The organism is Mesorhizobium sp. M2D.F.Ca.ET.226.01.1.1, assembly GCF_004022705.2.
GTDB lineage: Bacteria > Pseudomonadota > Alphaproteobacteria > Rhizobiales > Rhizobiaceae > Mesorhizobium.
Genome location: NZ_RZOY02000011.1, coordinates 192,106 through 206,095 on the forward strand (window position 1 = coordinate 192,106; position 13,990 = coordinate 206,095).

Consider the following 13,990-nt stretch of genomic DNA (forward strand, 5'->3'; position numbering starts at 1 on the left):
CGAACCGGTGGAGCAGTCCGAAATTCGTCCGGCGCGAAGCCCGTGGTTCGGCAGGATTCAGTCGGGCGCCGGAAGCATGTATGCTCAACAATACTGATTCTTCCGATCATTTTGGCGGGTCGATGTGAGAAAAATCGTCGCTGCACTCACCGTAGCTGTGGTTCTTGTCGTCGGGCTGCTCTTGCTTTTGCCCGCACTAGTTTCGACTGACTGGGTTCGTGCCGAATTGAGCCGGCAACTGTCGTCCGCAACCGGAATGACCATTCGGCTGGACGGACCTGTCAGACTGTCGCTGCTGCCCAGGCTGGCGGTGGTCGCGGATGATATCTCGCTCTCGACCGGCACGGGCGAAATCGCCATATCCGCTCCGCGCTTCTCGACTTCGATAACCCTGTCGTCGCTATGGTCGAAAAAGCTCGAGATACAGTCCGTCGCGCTGACGGAACCGACAATCGCGATCCAGGCTTCGGCGAACGCGGGGCCGGCTCCGGAACCGACGCAGGTTCAGGCCGATCCGTTCGCGGCGATTGTCAACACGCTCGAACGGCTGGCGATCAACCAACTGACTATAACGAATGGCACCCTTACCTCCGGCGCTTCGACCGGCAAGTCCGCCACGGTGACGGCGATCGACGCCGATTTCAGGGTCCCGGACCTCGACCGGGAGGCTTCGTTTTCATTGGCCGGCACCAGCAACGGCCGCCGCGTTGAAATGAGCGGTAGCCTTTCCGCGCTGCGGCCGATCCTGCGGCAGCTCCCGGCCCAAATCACCGTCGAGGCGCGGCTAGACCCGGCGCCGGTTTCCAAATTTTCTTCCTTGCATGCCAGCGGCGAGATTCAGCTCAACGGCAATGGCAGCTATCAGATCAAGGGCGGAAAGTTCGATATTGGCGACCAGAGCCTCCAGATGGACGCGCTCTTTCAGCCTGGGACGCGGCATCACTTCTTCGCCGACCTGGCGGCCAAGCGCGTCGACATCGACGCCTTGAGCGATCTTGGAGAGGATAATTTCAGTGCGGGCAAAGCTCCGGCCGGTTCCGCAGAGCCCAGGCTTGCCATGCTGGCCGCTTTCGACGCTGACATCAGCGTGACAATCGATGAACTGATCGGCGGTAAGATACGGGCTTCCGACGTCCAGCTTGCAGCAATATTGAGGGACGGCCATCTCGAGGCAAAGCTGGAGCATTTCGGGCTCGACGCGGGAAGCCTCACCGCGAATGCGTCGACGAATGTCGGTGAAACACCTCTCACCATACGGGGTAATATTGCGAGTTCAGGACTGGACATCGGCTCGATAGCGAAGCTGGCCGGACAATCCGTGCCGCTGTCCGGCAAGCTCACGGCCAATATGGGATTCGCTTTTCGCGGGTTCACCGCGGAACGCATCCACAACAGCGTCAATCTGCAGGGAACGGTCGGGATTCGCGAGGGCAAGCTTCCGCTTGCAGCATTTGCCGATGCCCAGGACCGAACAGCCAACGACATCACCGGGCTCAATCTTGACGCGAAGGTTCGTGGTATCGGCAAACCGATCGATTTGACAGGCAAGCTCGCCTGGCGGGGACAGGCCGTTGCGTTCAAGTCCCAGATCGCGCCCGCATCTTTTCTTGGCCGCGCCTCGGTCGCCGATGCGTCCGGGCCGATCAGCCTTTCGGTTTCCTCCAAATACCTCGAAGGCAGCATAAACGGCGTTGCCGGGGGCGCCGGCACGTTCAAGGGCCAGGTCTCGGCCACATCGCCCTCACTCGACAAGCTGACGCAATGGCTGGGACAAGGCGCTTCGCGCGGCCTGCAGGACTTTGCCTTCAAAGGCGATGTCGATGCCGGCCCAAGGCAATTCTCCTTCCAGAAGGCCACCGTCGCTTTGAACGGCGTCAAGGCGGCGGGGCAAGGCTCGGTGAAACTGGGGCAGCCTCTCACCATCCGGACATCACTCAATTTCGCCAAACTCGACCTTGCGGCGCTTGCCGGCGGCGGAGTCCCGGCTGGCGGCAAGCAGAAAGCGGGCGGCGCAGCCGACGCCCCGGTCGATCTTTCCTTCCTCAAAGGAATCGATGCCAGGATCGAGGTCGCGGCGGACAAGCTCGGCTATGGCAAGGTTTTCGCGGGGCCGGTCGCGACCGTCCTGACGGTGGCTGACGGCAAAACCCACCTGAATGTGCCGCAAAGCCCCTTCTACGGCGGCACGATTGCCGCGGAAATGACCGCCGACGGCTCCGGCGACGCAGCTTCCCTGGACCTTAACACTGCAATCGCCGGCGCGGCCGCGGCGCCCTTGCTTCATGACGCAGCGGATTTTGACCGCATCGAAGGAACGCTCGATGCGACGGTCGCGGTTTCAGGCGCTGGAAAGACCACGAAATCGCTTGCCCGTTCTCTCGGCGGCAAAGCGGCAACCAAATTCAGCGACGGCGCCTTCCGCGGCATCGACATAGCGGAGGTCTACAACAACCTCGTCGGACTGCTCGCCGGCGGTTTCAAGCAGGATCAGGCCAAGAAGACGACGTTCACGGAACTCGGCGCCTCGTTCGCGATCGAGAACGGCGTCGCGCAGACGACGGACATCAGCCTGCTGGGCCCGCTGGTGCGAATGGACGGCTCGGGCAAGATGGACCTCGCCGAACAGACGCTCGACATGCGGCTCAACCCTCGCGTCGTCGCTTCCCTTGCCGGCCAGGGCGGCGACGTTGGCGTGAAGGGCATCGGGGTGCCGATCGTGGTCCAGGGCCCGCTGTCCGCGCCCCGAGCCTATCCGGACCTGAGCGCGTTGGCAAAGGACCCGCAGGGCGCGCTGGACATGTTGAGCCGCCTTGGGCTGCCGACCGGAAAACTGAAACTCGACAAGCTGATTCCGGGCCAAACAGACGGCGACGGCTCCGGCAAGGGAGCGGCGGATCTGATCGGCAACATTCTGCGCAACGCCGCGCCCCGGCCCAAAGCGCCGCCCGCCGCTCCCGCAGCAGCCGCGGCGCCAGACAACGGCAATACGGAAAACGCAGCGCCGCCGCCAGGTTCGGACACCAGCAGTAAGACCGAAGCCGAGGCCACCGCGCCGGCGGTGGAACCCGCCGCAGTCGACCCGCAAGCCTCGCCGCAAGCCGACCCTGCTTCGCCCGAGCCTCCAAAGAAAGGGGAAATAGACACGCTTCTCGATCAGCTGGCGAATTAGCATTGCGGGATTTCGCCCGGCTCGCGGGGATGGCGTGACACCGGTCGCTCGCGCGAGTTGCACGCTGAAGCGGGCTTCGGGCATGCCGGCGCAATACATCATCTAACGCTCATATGTGCGGCCGAAAATCAAAGTGATCTCGGCTGCCGCAAATCGCCCCCAATCACGACGTTCTTCCGGCCTTGATCTGGAGACGTTGGAGAGGTCGATGAAATTATCTGTTCTTGCCATTGCCGGGACCATGCTGGCGGTGATGCCGGCGGTCGAGGCGGCGCCGATGATTGGCGTGCCGGCTCGAAACAACCTGGTGCAGGAGGCGCATGTCACATGCGCTTATCTGACCGAGGACGGCTACTGCGTGCGGCCGCACAAAAAGCACAAGTACTGGAAGCGGCAACATTACTACAGGCCCGCCTACCGCACCTATGAGCCGCAGCCGGACGAGTATTACTGGCGCTATCAGCGTCCGCGGCCGATCATCCGGGTCGTCCCCAACTACCCGACGCAAGACGAAGACAATTGGGATGATTGGGACGATTGAGCCCGTCTAGAGCAATTCCAGGAAAAGTGTGAAGCGGTTAGGCCCGGCGACTTCGCCGTAGCCTTCCGCCGGAAATTGCGTCAAAACAAAGAGATAGGGCGGTTCGTCGTTTCCGTGAAACGGTGAAACGCTCCAAGCCCGGAGCCGCCCTGCGCTTTGCGGAGGTCGGTTGCAGGCCTGGCGGGATGTGACGAAGACGATCGACGGCGGATATGAGGCCGGACAGTCGCCACGTATCCGCGACCCGGCGATTTCTCGCCTACCAGCCGAACAGCACGGCCGCACCGCTCTGGCCGTCGCCGTCCTGCGCGACGTTGGCGTCGGTGTTTCTGCCGAACTGGAAAATGCCGTAGGAATTGTCGTCGCCGCCCTGCCGCAAGGTGGCGGAGTGCCCGCTGCCCTCCTGTCGAATTATGCCGAGGTTGCCGGCGCCGTCCTGACCTATGCCCGCGCGATTGTTCCGCCCGAACTGTCTGATATGGGCGCCGCTGCGCAGCCCGCTATAGAGCGAATAGGCGCGCAGACCGAGATCCAGCGCCCGCGCATCGCGGGCCGTCCGAGGCGAGTAGTAAAACCCGATTGAACCGCCCGCTTTTGCCGGAGCGCAAGCAACGGGCAGACCGATGGCGGCAGCGAGCGCGGTGGCGTGGATGAGCTTCGTGATCTGGCGGTTCATGTTACGTCTCCTGGCGGGTTCGACCGTTGATGAGGGACAGTCGCGTAACCAAGCTGAACAATGACGGAAGGGGTCGTTCAGCAGCCATTCAAGACCCTGAGTGGTTCAGCCTTCGACAGATCGCCGGCGGCTCCAGACATTTGTCTTTGTGTAAATCCGGACGGCAAGGCACCGCTCCTTCTCAGGGACTACTTCAAGGCTTGCCGGAAATGGCGAAGGGCTCCGGTTGCCCGGAGCCGTTCTTTCGATTGACCGACCCGGAGAACCAGGTTCAGGTCGCGCTGGGCACCTGTTTGACGCAGCTGACACTCGTGCCGCCTGCGGTCACTTTCAGCTTGACGTCGTAGGCAGCACCATCTGACGCCAGGCTCATCCGGCCGAGCGACGCGGGATTGCCCGGACCGGCTTCGAAGGCGCCACCCTGCCGGATGTTGGCGAAGCCGGACGCGCCACCTCCGGAGACGCTGACCGTGTAGGTGCCGCTGGCGCTCTTGTCGGCATAGGCCAGGGGCTCCAGCCGGATGGCGTCTGCTTCAATCGTATCTCGTATCTCGCATCGCAGCGGCCCGGAAGTCGAGCCATCCTTGCCGGCCGTCGCGCCGGTCGCGCCGGCGGCGATCACAGCCAGGAGCGCGGCCGATGCCGCTGCCGTATGTCTGTCCATTTTGGTCATGGATGGATCTCCTCGCCATTCAGGATGGCCGGCAAACCATTGCCGGCCACCATGGTTCAGGGGCAATCCTGGACGAAAGCGGCTACATTGCCGCTGCCACCCTGGTTGACATCGGCATTGCATCCGTGGCCGACCTGAACGCCGGCGGCGATGTTGCCGTTGCCGTCCTGTGTCAGGATCGCGGTATGGTTCGAGCCGAACTGGGCAATGCCCGCGGCGTTCCGGTTGCCGTACTGGTAGGTCGCGCCGTAATTGTTTACGCCCTGCTGCCCGATCACCGACAGGTTGCGATGGCCGTATTGCTGGCCGATCGCGGTGTTGAAGCGGCCATCCTGGTGGAAATGGACGCGATTACGGTAGCCGTGCTGGGCGCCGCCTGCGGAATTGCGCCAGCCATATTGTTCGATGTTGACGTCGTTGGCCATGGCGGGCGCGACGGCGGTGAAACCGACGAGGGCGGCAAAGGCCGTGGCGATGATCGATGTGCGGGTCATAGGACTTCTCCTTCGATGCGGCAGGGGACCGCGGGTTGAACGGCCCCTTTGTAGGGAAGTCGCTCGGAACGGAGGCTGAAGGCTCCATTCAGCGAAAGTTCATGACCGCTTCGTTCAGACGTTCCAGGACCGGAGCACTCAGCCATTCGGTGAGGCGAGGCGACGATAAAGGAACACTCTGCCGATGAGGCGTTTGACTGAGAATTGGCGCTGGAGGGGCTGCGCTGGTGGCGCACTGACCCACCCGCGCGACAAAACAAAGTTGATTTCAAACCACCCTGAAAATGCGCAGCATATTCGGTTACAGCAATTTCAGGAAAAGTGTGAGCGGCGGGTTTTCCGCCTGGAAATGTCGACAAAACAAAGTGATGGAGCGGTTCGCCGTTTTCGCGAAACGGTGAACCGCTCTAAGCCGGGAGTCGCCCTTCGTCTGCCAAGCGACCTGCTTGCGGTCTCTTGGCCCGCAATGGCCGACATTCGGCGCCCAGGCAGCGCCCTTGCCGGCCCCCCTAGGAAGCACGAGCGGAGCTGCGGCTCTTACCGCTTCAGCGCGATGCTGATGCCGCTGAGATCGGCGTTGACCTGCAGGCCGACCTGCCTGCCGGTGAGCTCGAGCTGGGCGCCCTTGTCATTGGTCATGACGATCACCTGGGCGCCCTTGCCGACCGCGCCGCCGCCGCCGGCCGCGCCATATACGCCCGTCACATCGCTGGCGCGACGGATGTGGCGCACCGTGCCCTGGAAATAGGTCTTGGACGCGCCGAAAGCGAGCCCGCCCGAGACGCCGCCGATCGAGATCGGATAGCGTTTGCCATGGAAGGTCAGCGTGCCTTCGCCGCCGGAGCCGCCGATGAAGAAGGCCGCCTTGTAGACGGAGAAGCGGATCGAGCCGCTGTCGGCATGCGCGGCGCTGGCAAAGCTCACGCCTGCGGCGGCGATTGCGGCTACCGCGACGGAACGGAACCTGGATGAAATCTGCATGATGGACCTCCTCGGGGATCGCCGCATGCCCAACCGGCCGGGCGCGTCAGCGTCGTATCAAACCTTAGCTGAACAGTCTCGACCCGCCATTGGTTCCAGGCATGCGGCCTGAAATCCAACATTCACGAAATGCGGAGCGGGGACGAAGCCGCCCGGGAGGCAAATGCTTGTGCTGGCTGGTGGAGCTGAGGGGGATCGAACCCCTGACCTCATCATTGCGAACGATGCGCTCTCCCAGCTGAGCTACAGCCCCGTTCCAGCGGATCGGCTTGTATCGGTCGCGGCCGTTTGATGTCAAGGCGAAACGATGGCCTGATGCTATGTGCCGAAGCCTGCGGGCCTTGCCCGCTCGCCAAGCCGCGGGCCTTGCCCGCACGCCAAGCAATGGCTACATGTCGGCGACAATTTGGAGACCGGCATGATTGCCCTTATTCAGACCATCGTCATGGCGCTTGATATCTACTGGTGGATCATCATCGCCTCGGCGATCTTTTCCTGGCTCTACGCCTTCAATGTCGTCAATTCGCGCAACCAGTTCGTCGGCACCGTCGGCAACATGCTCTATCGGCTGACCGAGCCGGCATTGCGCCCGATACGCCGCTTCATGCCCGATCTCGGCGGCATCGACATTTCGCCGATCATCCTGCTGTTGATCATCTTCTTCATCCGCCAGCTTCTGGTCACCACCGTCTGGTCCTGGGTCGTGACCAGCGCCTGATGAGCACGCCGTTTCGGCTGCGCGAGAATGGCATCGACCTCTTCGTGCGTTTGACGCCGAAGGCGGCGCTCGACTGGGTCGACGGTGTCGAGACCGCCGCCGACGGCCGCAGCCACCTCAAAGCCCGCGTGCGCGCCGTGCCGGAGAACGGCGCCGCCAATGAAGCGCTGGAACGGATGATGGCCAAGGTGCTTGGTGTGCCTGTGTCGGCCGTTTCGGTGGTTGCCGGCGGCACCTCGCGGCTGAAGACGGTACGGGTGGTGGGAGATGCGGCTGAGTTGGCGAAAAGCGTCGAGGCGCTGATCGGGTAAATCCAAAATTTCGAGATGCTGGCGGGACGGCGTCCCCACGAGAGGAGATTGGCAGCTTCGGCGTCCTGCTTATTCAGCAACGTTGGAGACTGGCGAAAGCCGGCGTGACATCTGATCTCCCCCCTCGTGGGGGAGATGGCCGGCAGGCCAGAGGGGGGCGCGAAGGATCGCCTACTTCGACGGCGCAAAGCCGCTGCAATCACTCAATCCCCCAGCGGCAGCCTCGGATCGTCCACCTTCAGCGTGTTCACGCTCTGCTTGATGCGGCGCAAGTTCTCCAAGACTTTCGGCCCGCGCGATTCCGCCACCGTGGTGGCGATCATGTCGACGATGGCCAGAACCGCGTAGCGCGACGAGGTGGGCTTGTAGATGTTGCCGTCCTCGACCGACTGCAGAAGGATGACCGTGTCGGCGACCTTGGCCAGCGCCGAGTCCGGCGCGGTGATGGCGACGGTGGCCGCGCCATATTGCTGCGCCACCTCGACCGCCTCGATCACCGAGCGCGCATAGCCCGAAACCGAGAAGGCAACCAGCGTCGTTTCCGGCGTGGCGACGGCGGCATACATGCGCTGCAGCTGGCCGTCGACCTGGGCCAGCGCCGAAAGCCCCAACCGGAACAGCCGGTTCTGCATCTCTGTCGCCATCATCGAGGAAATGCCACCGGAGCCGATGCACAAAATGTTGCCCGAGCTGGCGATGCGGGCAGCGACAGCCATCAGCGTCGTCATGTCGAGGTTTTCGCTGGCGCGCTGGATGGCGGCGATCGCCGCCTCGGTGATGGCCGAAGCAATGCGCTGCTCGCGCGCGTCGCGGCTGAGCGGCTCCGGCGACAGATACTGGCCGCCGATGGCGATCGCCTGCGCCAGATAGAATTTGAAATCGCGCAGGCCCTCGCAGCCGAGATTGCGGCAGAAGCGGGTGACCGTCGGCTCGCTGACGCCGACACGAGCGGCAATTTCGGAGATCGCCGCCTTGGAGGCGAAGTCGAGGTCGGAAAGCACCAACCCGGCCAGCCGGCGGTCCGACTTGGTGCCGTCCTGCGACATCAATTGCAGGCGGGTGATGATGTCGGCCGGGCTCTTCATCGTCTTCTCACAGCGGCAGGCCCGTCGCCTTGTCGAACAGGTGGATGTTGCGCGGGTCGACGCTCACCGGCAGCCGGTCGCCGGGCTTGACCTGCAGCCGGTCACGGAACACCGCGCGCACCGTATCGTCACCGACCGAGCCATAGACATGGGTTTCCGAGCCGGTGGGCTCGACGACATCGACCTTGATCGCAATCGCATCGTCAGTTGCCCCGACGACGAAGTGCTCGGGCCTGATACCGGCCTCAATCGTGTCGCCGGCGGAAGCGGCCCTGCCGGCGAGCGCCAGCCGGCCGCTCTTCGTCTCGAACCAGGACTGAGCTCCGGTCGTCTTCAGCGCGCCCGAAACGAAGCTCATCGACGGCGAACCTATGAAGCCGGCTACGAATTTGTTGGCCGGCCGGTCATAGAGCTCCAGCGGCTGCCCGACCTGCTGAATGCGGCCGTGATCCATCACGACGATGCGGTCGGCCATGGTCATCGCCTCGATCTGGTCGTGGGTGACATAGACGATGGTCGATTTCAGCCGCTGGTGCAGCGCCTTGATCTCGGTGCGCATCTGCACGCGCAGCTGCGCGTCGAGATTGGAGAGCGGCTCGTCGAACAGGAACACCGATGGCTCGCGCACGATGGCGCGGCCCATGGCGACGCGCTGGCGCTGGCCGCCCGACAATTGCCTTGGATAGCGGTCGAGATAGGAGAAGAGGTTGAGCACGCCCGAGGCCTTTTTCACCTTGTCGTCGATCGCGGCGCGGTTCTCGCCGCGGATCTTCGGGCCGAAGCCGATATTTTCCGACGCCTTCAGATGCGGGAACAGCGCGTAGGACTGGAACACCATGGCGATATTGCGCTTCTGCGGCGGCAGGTCGTTGGCACGCGTGCCGCCGATGACGAGGTCGCCGGAGGAGATCGTCTCCAGCCCGGCCAGCATGCGCAAAAGCGTGGACTTGCCGCAGCCGGACGGGCCGACCAGCACGACGAACTCGCCAGTCCGGATGTCGAGATTGATGTCCTCGAGGATTTTGTGCTGGCCGAAGGACTTCGACAGGTTGCGGAACTGGACGTCGGTCATGCTCACGCTCCCAATATGTCGTCGATGAAAGGCAGGTAGCCGGCTGTCAGTCCGGCGTCCACCGGCACCACGGCGCCAGTTATGCCCGAAGCGCGGTCGGAGGCAAGGAAAGCCACGGCTTCCGCCACCTCCGAAGCATTGACGATGCGGCCAAGCGGATAGAGCCGCTTGAGCCGGCCGAGGATTTCCGGATCCTTGGCCAGGCGATGGTCCCAGGCGGCGGTGCGGATCGAACCGGGGCACACCACATTGGCGCGCAACCCTCTGCGGCCGAGCTCGACGGCGATCGACTTGGCATAGGCGTTGATGCCGGCCTTGGCCGCCGCATAGGCGGGGTTGCCGAAATGCGAAATGGCATTGACCGAGGAGATGAAGACGACGCTGCCCGAACCGCGCGCGGCCATCGCCTTGATCAACGGATCGGCGAAAATCATGACGCCGGTCAGGTTGAGATCGAGCTCCTGCTCAATTTTCGCCGTCGTCAGCGCCTTCAACGTCTCGGCGCGCGTCCAGCCGGCATTGTTGATCAGGATGTCGGGCACGCCGTCCTTGTCGAGCAGGCGGGGGATCGCCGCTTCGATCGAGGCCCGGTCAAGCAGGTTGAAGACATGGCGCGAGGCGATGTGCGGGCCGACCAGCGCCTCCATCGACTGGTCGCAGCCGACGATGCGCGCGCCGCGCCCGGCCATGAGCGCGACGATCGCCGAGCCGAGGCCGCCACCGGCGCCGGTGACGACCGCGGTCTTGCCTTCGAATTCGACTGTCGAACCCACGCTGCGCGCTCCTCCATTCCTCATTTTGAGCCTAGAAAGCTAGCCAAGCAAATGTAATTAAGCAACATGATAAACTGCTTGCGTATCGCGAAATGAGGGATAATGTAGGAAAGTCACATAAATCCTGAGTTCATAAGAGCCAGGGGCGCGACTGCGCATCAATGGGAGAGATCAGATGAGCCTTGCGAAATGGACTGTCGGCCTGTTGGCCGGAATGAGCATGCTGGCTTTTGCCGCGCCGGCCTATGCGGGCGAAGTGCGCGTCACCGTCGCCGAATACAGCGCCAAGACCGGCCCCTATTTCGAAGCGGTCAAGAAGGAATTCGAGGCGGCTAATCCCGGCATCACCATCAAGTACGAAGTAGTGCCGTGGGACGTGCTCCTGCAGAAGCTCACCACCGACATCACCGCCGGCACCAATGCCGACCTCTCGATCATCGGTACACGCTGGCTGATCGACTTCGTCCAGCAGGGCGTGGCAGAGCCGCTCGACAGCTACATCAAGCCCGAGTTCAAGGACCGCTTCATCGACACCTTCCTGTCGCCCTCGATCATGGATGGCCACACCTACGGCCTGCCGATCGCCGCCTCGGCGCGCGCAATGTATTACAACAAGGAGCTGTTCGAGAAGGCCGGCATCGCCAAGCCGCCGGCAACCTGGACCGAACTGCAGGATGATGCCCGCAAGATCAAGGCTCAAGGCGCTTTCGGCTTCGGCCTGCAGGGCAAGGAGATCGAGACCGACGTCTATTACTATTACGCGATGTGGTCGCAGGGCACCGAGATCCTCAACAAGGACGGCACGTCGGGCCTCGGCACGCCGGGCGCGCTCGAAGCCGCCAAGCTCTACAAGTCGATGATCGACGAAGGCCTGACAGAACCGGGCGTTACCTCGAACAACCGCGAGGACGTGCAGAACCTGTTCAAGCAGGGCAAGGTCGGCATGATGATCACCGCGCCCTTCCTGTCCAACCAGATCAAGGAAGAAGCGCCGAGCCTGAAATATGGCGTCGCCGCCATTCCCGCCGGCCCGACCGGCGCGCGCGGCACCTACGGCGTGACCGACTCCATCATCATGTTCAAGAACTCCAAGAACAAGGACGAGGCCTGGAAGGTGCTCGACTTCCTGTTCACCAAGGAGCAGCGCGCCAAGTTCACGCAGGGCGAAGGCTTCCTACCGGTGAACAAGGAAGAGGCCAAGATGGACTATTACGTCAACAATGCCGACCTCGCCGCCTTTACCGCGCTGTTGCCCGACGCCCGCTTCGCGCCGGTCATCCCCGGCTGGGAAGAGATTGCCCAGATCACGTCGGACGCCATGCAGAAGATCTATCTCGGCGGCGACCCCGAGGCTGGTTTGAAGGACGCTGCGGTGAAGGCCAATGGCGTGCTGAAGAAATAGGGCGTACCTCCCTGCGCCCGTGGCGCGCCCTACCCCCGCGGGGCGCGCCACCCCTTCTTCCTCTCCCTCTGGAAGGGGAGAGGTGGCTCGGCGAAGCCGAGACGGAGTCGGGGAACCACCTGGCAACCGCGGCGAACAGAAATACGAAGGGCGCTAGGCGCAAACATCGCCTTGCGCCCAGGGGTCGACCCCTACTCCGTCGAGCTTCGCTCGACACCTCTCCCCCGATCGACGGGGGAGAGGAAGGGCTCCTTCCGCAACCGCCGCGGAGGAGGGCAGACAATGAGGGGTAGCTCCGACGCCGGAAGGCTCGAGATTGAGCGCCCAGGAAGAACAGGTCAGGATTAGTTAGCTGGCAAGCCAGCGCATTGATGCCTCGCAACGCAGTACAAACCGCCGATGCAAAATCGTCTCCTGCCCTATCTGCTGACGCTGCCCAGCCTGTTTTTGGCGGCGGTGGTGATCTTTTGGCCGGTCTGGGACCTCGTTCAGATTTCGACGCATGACGTGAATCGCTTCGGCCAGTTGCGCGAGTTTAGTGGGCTGGCCAATTTCTGGGCGCTCGCCGCCGATCCGGATTTCGTCGCAGCACTTTGGCGCACGGGGCTGTGGACCGTGCTGGTGGTCGGCGGCGCGCTGCTCTTGTCGATCCCGGTGGCGATGATCCTCAACATGGATTTTTATGGCCGCGGCCTTGCCCGCGTCATCATCATGCTGCCCTGGGCGGTGTCGCTGACTATGACGGCGGTGGTCTGGCGCTGGGCCCTCAACGGCGAAAGCGGCATGCTGAATTCGGCGCTCATGAAACTCGGCCTGATCAGCCAGAACATCCAGTGGCTGGCGAGCGCCGAGACGGCTTTCCCGATGCAGGTGCTGATCGGCATACTAGTGACGGTGCCCTTCACCACCACGATCTTTCTCGGCGGCCTGTCGTCGATCCCCGACGATCTCTATGAGGCGGCGGCGCTCGAAGGCGCGACGCATTTCCAGCAGTTCCGCGAGATCACCTTTCCGCTCCTGAAACCCTTCATCAACATCGCGATCGTGCTTAACACCATCTATGTCTTCAACTCCTTCCCGATCATCTGGGTGATGACGCAAGGCGGGCCGGCGAACTCGACCGACATTCTGGTCACGCATCTTTACAAGCTCGCCTTCCGCATCGGTAAGCTGGGCGAGGCTTCCGCCGTGTCGCTGGTGATGTTCGCGATCCTGCTCGTCTTCACCATGATCTATGTGCGGCTCGCCATGCGGGAGCGGCGCGCATGACGCCGAAGCTGAAGCGCACCGTCATCGCCTGGCTGCTGCTGGCTCCCTTGATCGTCGTGACGATTTTTCCTTTCGCGGTGATGTTCCTCACCGCCGTCAAGCCGCGCACCGAGGTGCTGACGCCGACCTGGTGGCCGAGGGAATTCCACTGGTCGAATTTTGCCGACATGTGGGTGGCGACCGGTTTCGGCCAGGCGCTGCTCAATTCGCTTTACGTCTCGGCGCTGGCGACGATCGGCGCGATCCTGATCTCGGTGCCGGCGGCCTATGCCATGTCGCGCTTTCGTTTTGCCGGCTATGGCGCCTTCCGCCAGTTCCTTTTGATCTCGCAGATGATCTCGCCGATCGTTTTGGTGCTCGGCCTTTTCAGGCTGATGGCCGCCTGGGGCCTGGTCGAGAGCACCACCGCGCTCGGCTTCATCTACATGGCCTTCAACGTCGCCTTCACGGTGTGGATGCTGCAGAGCTATTTCGACACCATCCCGCGCGACCTCGAGGAGGCAGCCTGGATGGAAGGCGCCGGCCGCTGGCTGACCTTGCGCAAAGTGTTCCTGCCGCTCTGCCTGCCGGCCATCGCGGTGACGGCGATCTTCACCTTCATCAACGCCTGGAACGAATTCGTGGTCGCGCTCACCATGCTGCGCAGCCAGGAAAGCTATACGCTGCCCATCCAGGTTTTCTCGCTCGTCGCTGGCCGCTACACGATCGAATGGCATCACGTCATGGCGGCCACGCTCTTGGCCACGCTGCCGGTGGCGATCCTCTTCATCTGGCTGCAGCGCTACCTCGTCCGAGGCCTCGCGCTCGGGGCCGTCAAATAGCTCCA

14 protein-coding genes and 1 tRNA gene are annotated in these 13,990 nt (G+C 63.0%); 7 read left to right on the plus strand and 8 right to left on the minus strand.

Features of this window, described 5'->3' with window-relative positions; genetic code table 11:
- Window positions 1–124 precede the first annotated feature (124 nt).
- Together EN869_RS24975 and EN869_RS24980 are read left to right on the plus strand one after the other, a co-directional pair.
- The gene (locus tag EN869_RS24975) at window positions 125–3,169 is read left to right on the plus strand and encodes an AsmA family protein (RefSeq protein ID WP_127229003.1); all 3,045 of its coding nucleotides are present in this window, start codon (window positions 125–127) and stop codon (window positions 3,167–3,169) included.
- A 208-nt stretch (window positions 3,170–3,377) separates the two neighbouring features.
- Window positions 3,378–3,710 carry a hypothetical protein gene (locus EN869_RS24980; RefSeq protein ID WP_127229002.1) on the plus strand — a complete coding sequence of 111 codons (333 nt, stop codon included), beginning with the start codon at window positions 3,378–3,380 and terminating at the stop codon, window positions 3,708–3,710.
- A gap of 259 nt (window positions 3,711–3,969) precedes the next feature.
- Here EN869_RS24980 and EN869_RS24990 read toward each other — a convergent pair whose 3' ends face one another.
- The 5 genes from EN869_RS24990 to EN869_RS25010 form a co-directional block, all read right to left on the minus strand.
- A complete protein-coding gene (locus EN869_RS24990; RefSeq protein WP_127229000.1) occupies window positions 3,970–4,386 on the minus strand; it encodes a curlin in 417 nt (138 codons plus the stop codon).
- A 271-nt stretch (window positions 4,387–4,657) separates the two neighbouring features.
- A complete protein-coding gene (csgH, locus tag EN869_RS24995; protein WP_127228999.1) occupies window positions 4,658–5,059 on the minus strand; it encodes a curli-like amyloid fiber formation chaperone CsgH in 402 nt (133 codons plus the stop codon).
- A 56-nt stretch (window positions 5,060–5,115) separates the two neighbouring features.
- Entirely contained in the window at window positions 5,116–5,553 is a 438-nt protein-coding gene (locus tag EN869_RS25000; RefSeq protein WP_127228998.1) for a curlin, read from the minus strand.
- Window positions 5,554–6,090: 537 nt separating this feature from the next.
- The gene (locus tag EN869_RS25005; RefSeq protein ID WP_127228997.1) at window positions 6,091–6,534 is read right to left on the minus strand and encodes a hypothetical protein; all 444 of its coding nucleotides are present in this window, start codon (window positions 6,532–6,534) and stop codon (window positions 6,091–6,093) included.
- 177 nt (window positions 6,535–6,711) lie between these two features.
- Window positions 6,712–6,787, minus strand: a tRNA-Ala gene (locus EN869_RS25010).
- 165 nt (window positions 6,788–6,952) lie between these two features.
- Between EN869_RS25010 and EN869_RS25015 the strand changes: the two genes are divergently transcribed.
- A complete protein-coding gene (locus tag EN869_RS25015) occupies window positions 6,953–7,252 on the plus strand; it encodes a YggT family protein (RefSeq protein WP_127228996.1) in 300 nt (99 codons plus the stop codon).
- Window positions 7,252–7,563 (plus strand): DUF167 family protein, encoded by a 312-nt coding sequence (locus EN869_RS25020; protein ID WP_127228995.1) that lies wholly within the window; start codon window positions 7,252–7,254, stop codon window positions 7,561–7,563. Before EN869_RS25015 ends, EN869_RS25020 begins: the two co-directional genes overlap by 1 nt.
- 203 nt (window positions 7,564–7,766) lie before the next feature.
- Here EN869_RS25020 and EN869_RS25025 read toward each other — a convergent pair whose 3' ends face one another.
- Genes EN869_RS25025 through EN869_RS25035 form a run of 3 tightly spaced genes read right to left on the minus strand, consistent with a single transcriptional unit; the run spans window position 7,767 to window position 10,493 of the window.
- Complete coding sequence (locus tag EN869_RS25025) at window positions 7,767–8,648, minus strand: MurR/RpiR family transcriptional regulator (protein ID WP_127228994.1); 882 nt, start codon at window positions 8,646–8,648, stop codon at window positions 7,767–7,769.
- 7 nt (window positions 8,649–8,655) lie between these two features.
- Window positions 8,656–9,720 carry an ABC transporter ATP-binding protein gene (locus tag EN869_RS25030; protein WP_127228993.1) on the minus strand — a complete coding sequence of 355 codons (1,065 nt, stop codon included), beginning with the start codon at window positions 9,718–9,720 and terminating at the stop codon, window positions 8,656–8,658.
- 2 nt (window positions 9,721–9,722) lie between these two features.
- Window positions 9,723–10,493 (minus strand): SDR family oxidoreductase, encoded by a 771-nt coding sequence (locus EN869_RS25035; RefSeq protein ID WP_167507073.1) that lies wholly within the window; start codon window positions 10,491–10,493, stop codon window positions 9,723–9,725.
- Between the two features lie 175 nt (window positions 10,494–10,668).
- On the opposite strand from EN869_RS25035, the gene EN869_RS25040 reads away from it, so the two are divergent.
- The 3 genes from EN869_RS25040 (at window position 10,669) to EN869_RS25050 (ending at window position 13,985) form a co-directional block, all read left to right on the plus strand.
- On the plus strand, window positions 10,669–11,895 hold the full coding sequence (locus EN869_RS25040; RefSeq protein ID WP_127228991.1) for a sugar ABC transporter substrate-binding protein: 1,227 nt from the start codon (window positions 10,669–10,671) through the stop codon (window positions 11,893–11,895).
- Between the two features lie 399 nt (window positions 11,896–12,294).
- A complete protein-coding gene (locus EN869_RS25045) occupies window positions 12,295–13,164 on the plus strand; it encodes a sugar ABC transporter permease (RefSeq protein ID WP_127228990.1) in 870 nt (289 codons plus the stop codon).
- Complete coding sequence (locus EN869_RS25050; RefSeq protein WP_127228989.1) at window positions 13,161–13,985, plus strand: carbohydrate ABC transporter permease; 825 nt, start codon at window positions 13,161–13,163, stop codon at window positions 13,983–13,985. Before EN869_RS25045 ends, EN869_RS25050 begins: the two co-directional genes overlap by 4 nt.
- Window positions 13,986–13,990: the final 5 nt, after the last annotated feature.

Excerpts from the sequence above, each read along its gene's own strand:
- EN869_RS25020 (WP_127228995.1), top strand. The coding sequence starts at position 7,252 with ATGAGCACGCCGTTTCGGCTGCGCGAGAATGGCATCGACCTCTTCGTG.
- EN869_RS25025 (WP_127228994.1), bottom strand. The coding sequence starts at position 8,648 with ATGAAGAGCCCGGCCGACATCATCACCCGCCTGCAATTGATGTCGCAG.
- EN869_RS24990 (WP_127229000.1), bottom strand. The coding sequence starts at position 4,386 with ATGAACCGCCAGATCACGAAGCTCATCCACGCCACCGCGCTCGCTGCC.
- EN869_RS25000 (WP_127228998.1), bottom strand. The coding sequence starts at position 5,553 with ATGACCCGCACATCGATCATCGCCACGGCCTTTGCCGCCCTCGTCGGT.
- csgH (WP_127228999.1), bottom strand. The coding sequence starts at position 5,059 with ATGACCAAAATGGACAGACATACGGCAGCGGCATCGGCCGCGCTCCTG.
- EN869_RS25045 (WP_127228990.1), top strand. The coding sequence starts at position 12,295 with ATGCAAAATCGTCTCCTGCCCTATCTGCTGACGCTGCCCAGCCTGTTT.
- EN869_RS24980 (WP_127229002.1), top strand. The coding sequence starts at position 3,378 with ATGAAATTATCTGTTCTTGCCATTGCCGGGACCATGCTGGCGGTGATG.
- EN869_RS25040 (WP_127228991.1), top strand. The coding sequence starts at position 10,669 with ATGAGCCTTGCGAAATGGACTGTCGGCCTGTTGGCCGGAATGAGCATG.
- EN869_RS25050 (WP_127228989.1), top strand. The coding sequence starts at position 13,161 with ATGACGCCGAAGCTGAAGCGCACCGTCATCGCCTGGCTGCTGCTGGCT.
- EN869_RS25015 (WP_127228996.1), top strand. The coding sequence starts at position 6,953 with ATGATTGCCCTTATTCAGACCATCGTCATGGCGCTTGATATCTACTGG.
- EN869_RS25030 (WP_127228993.1), bottom strand. The coding sequence starts at position 9,720 with ATGACCGACGTCCAGTTCCGCAACCTGTCGAAGTCCTTCGGCCAGCAC.
- EN869_RS25005 (WP_127228997.1), bottom strand. The coding sequence starts at position 6,534 with ATGCAGATTTCATCCAGGTTCCGTTCCGTCGCGGTAGCCGCAATCGCC.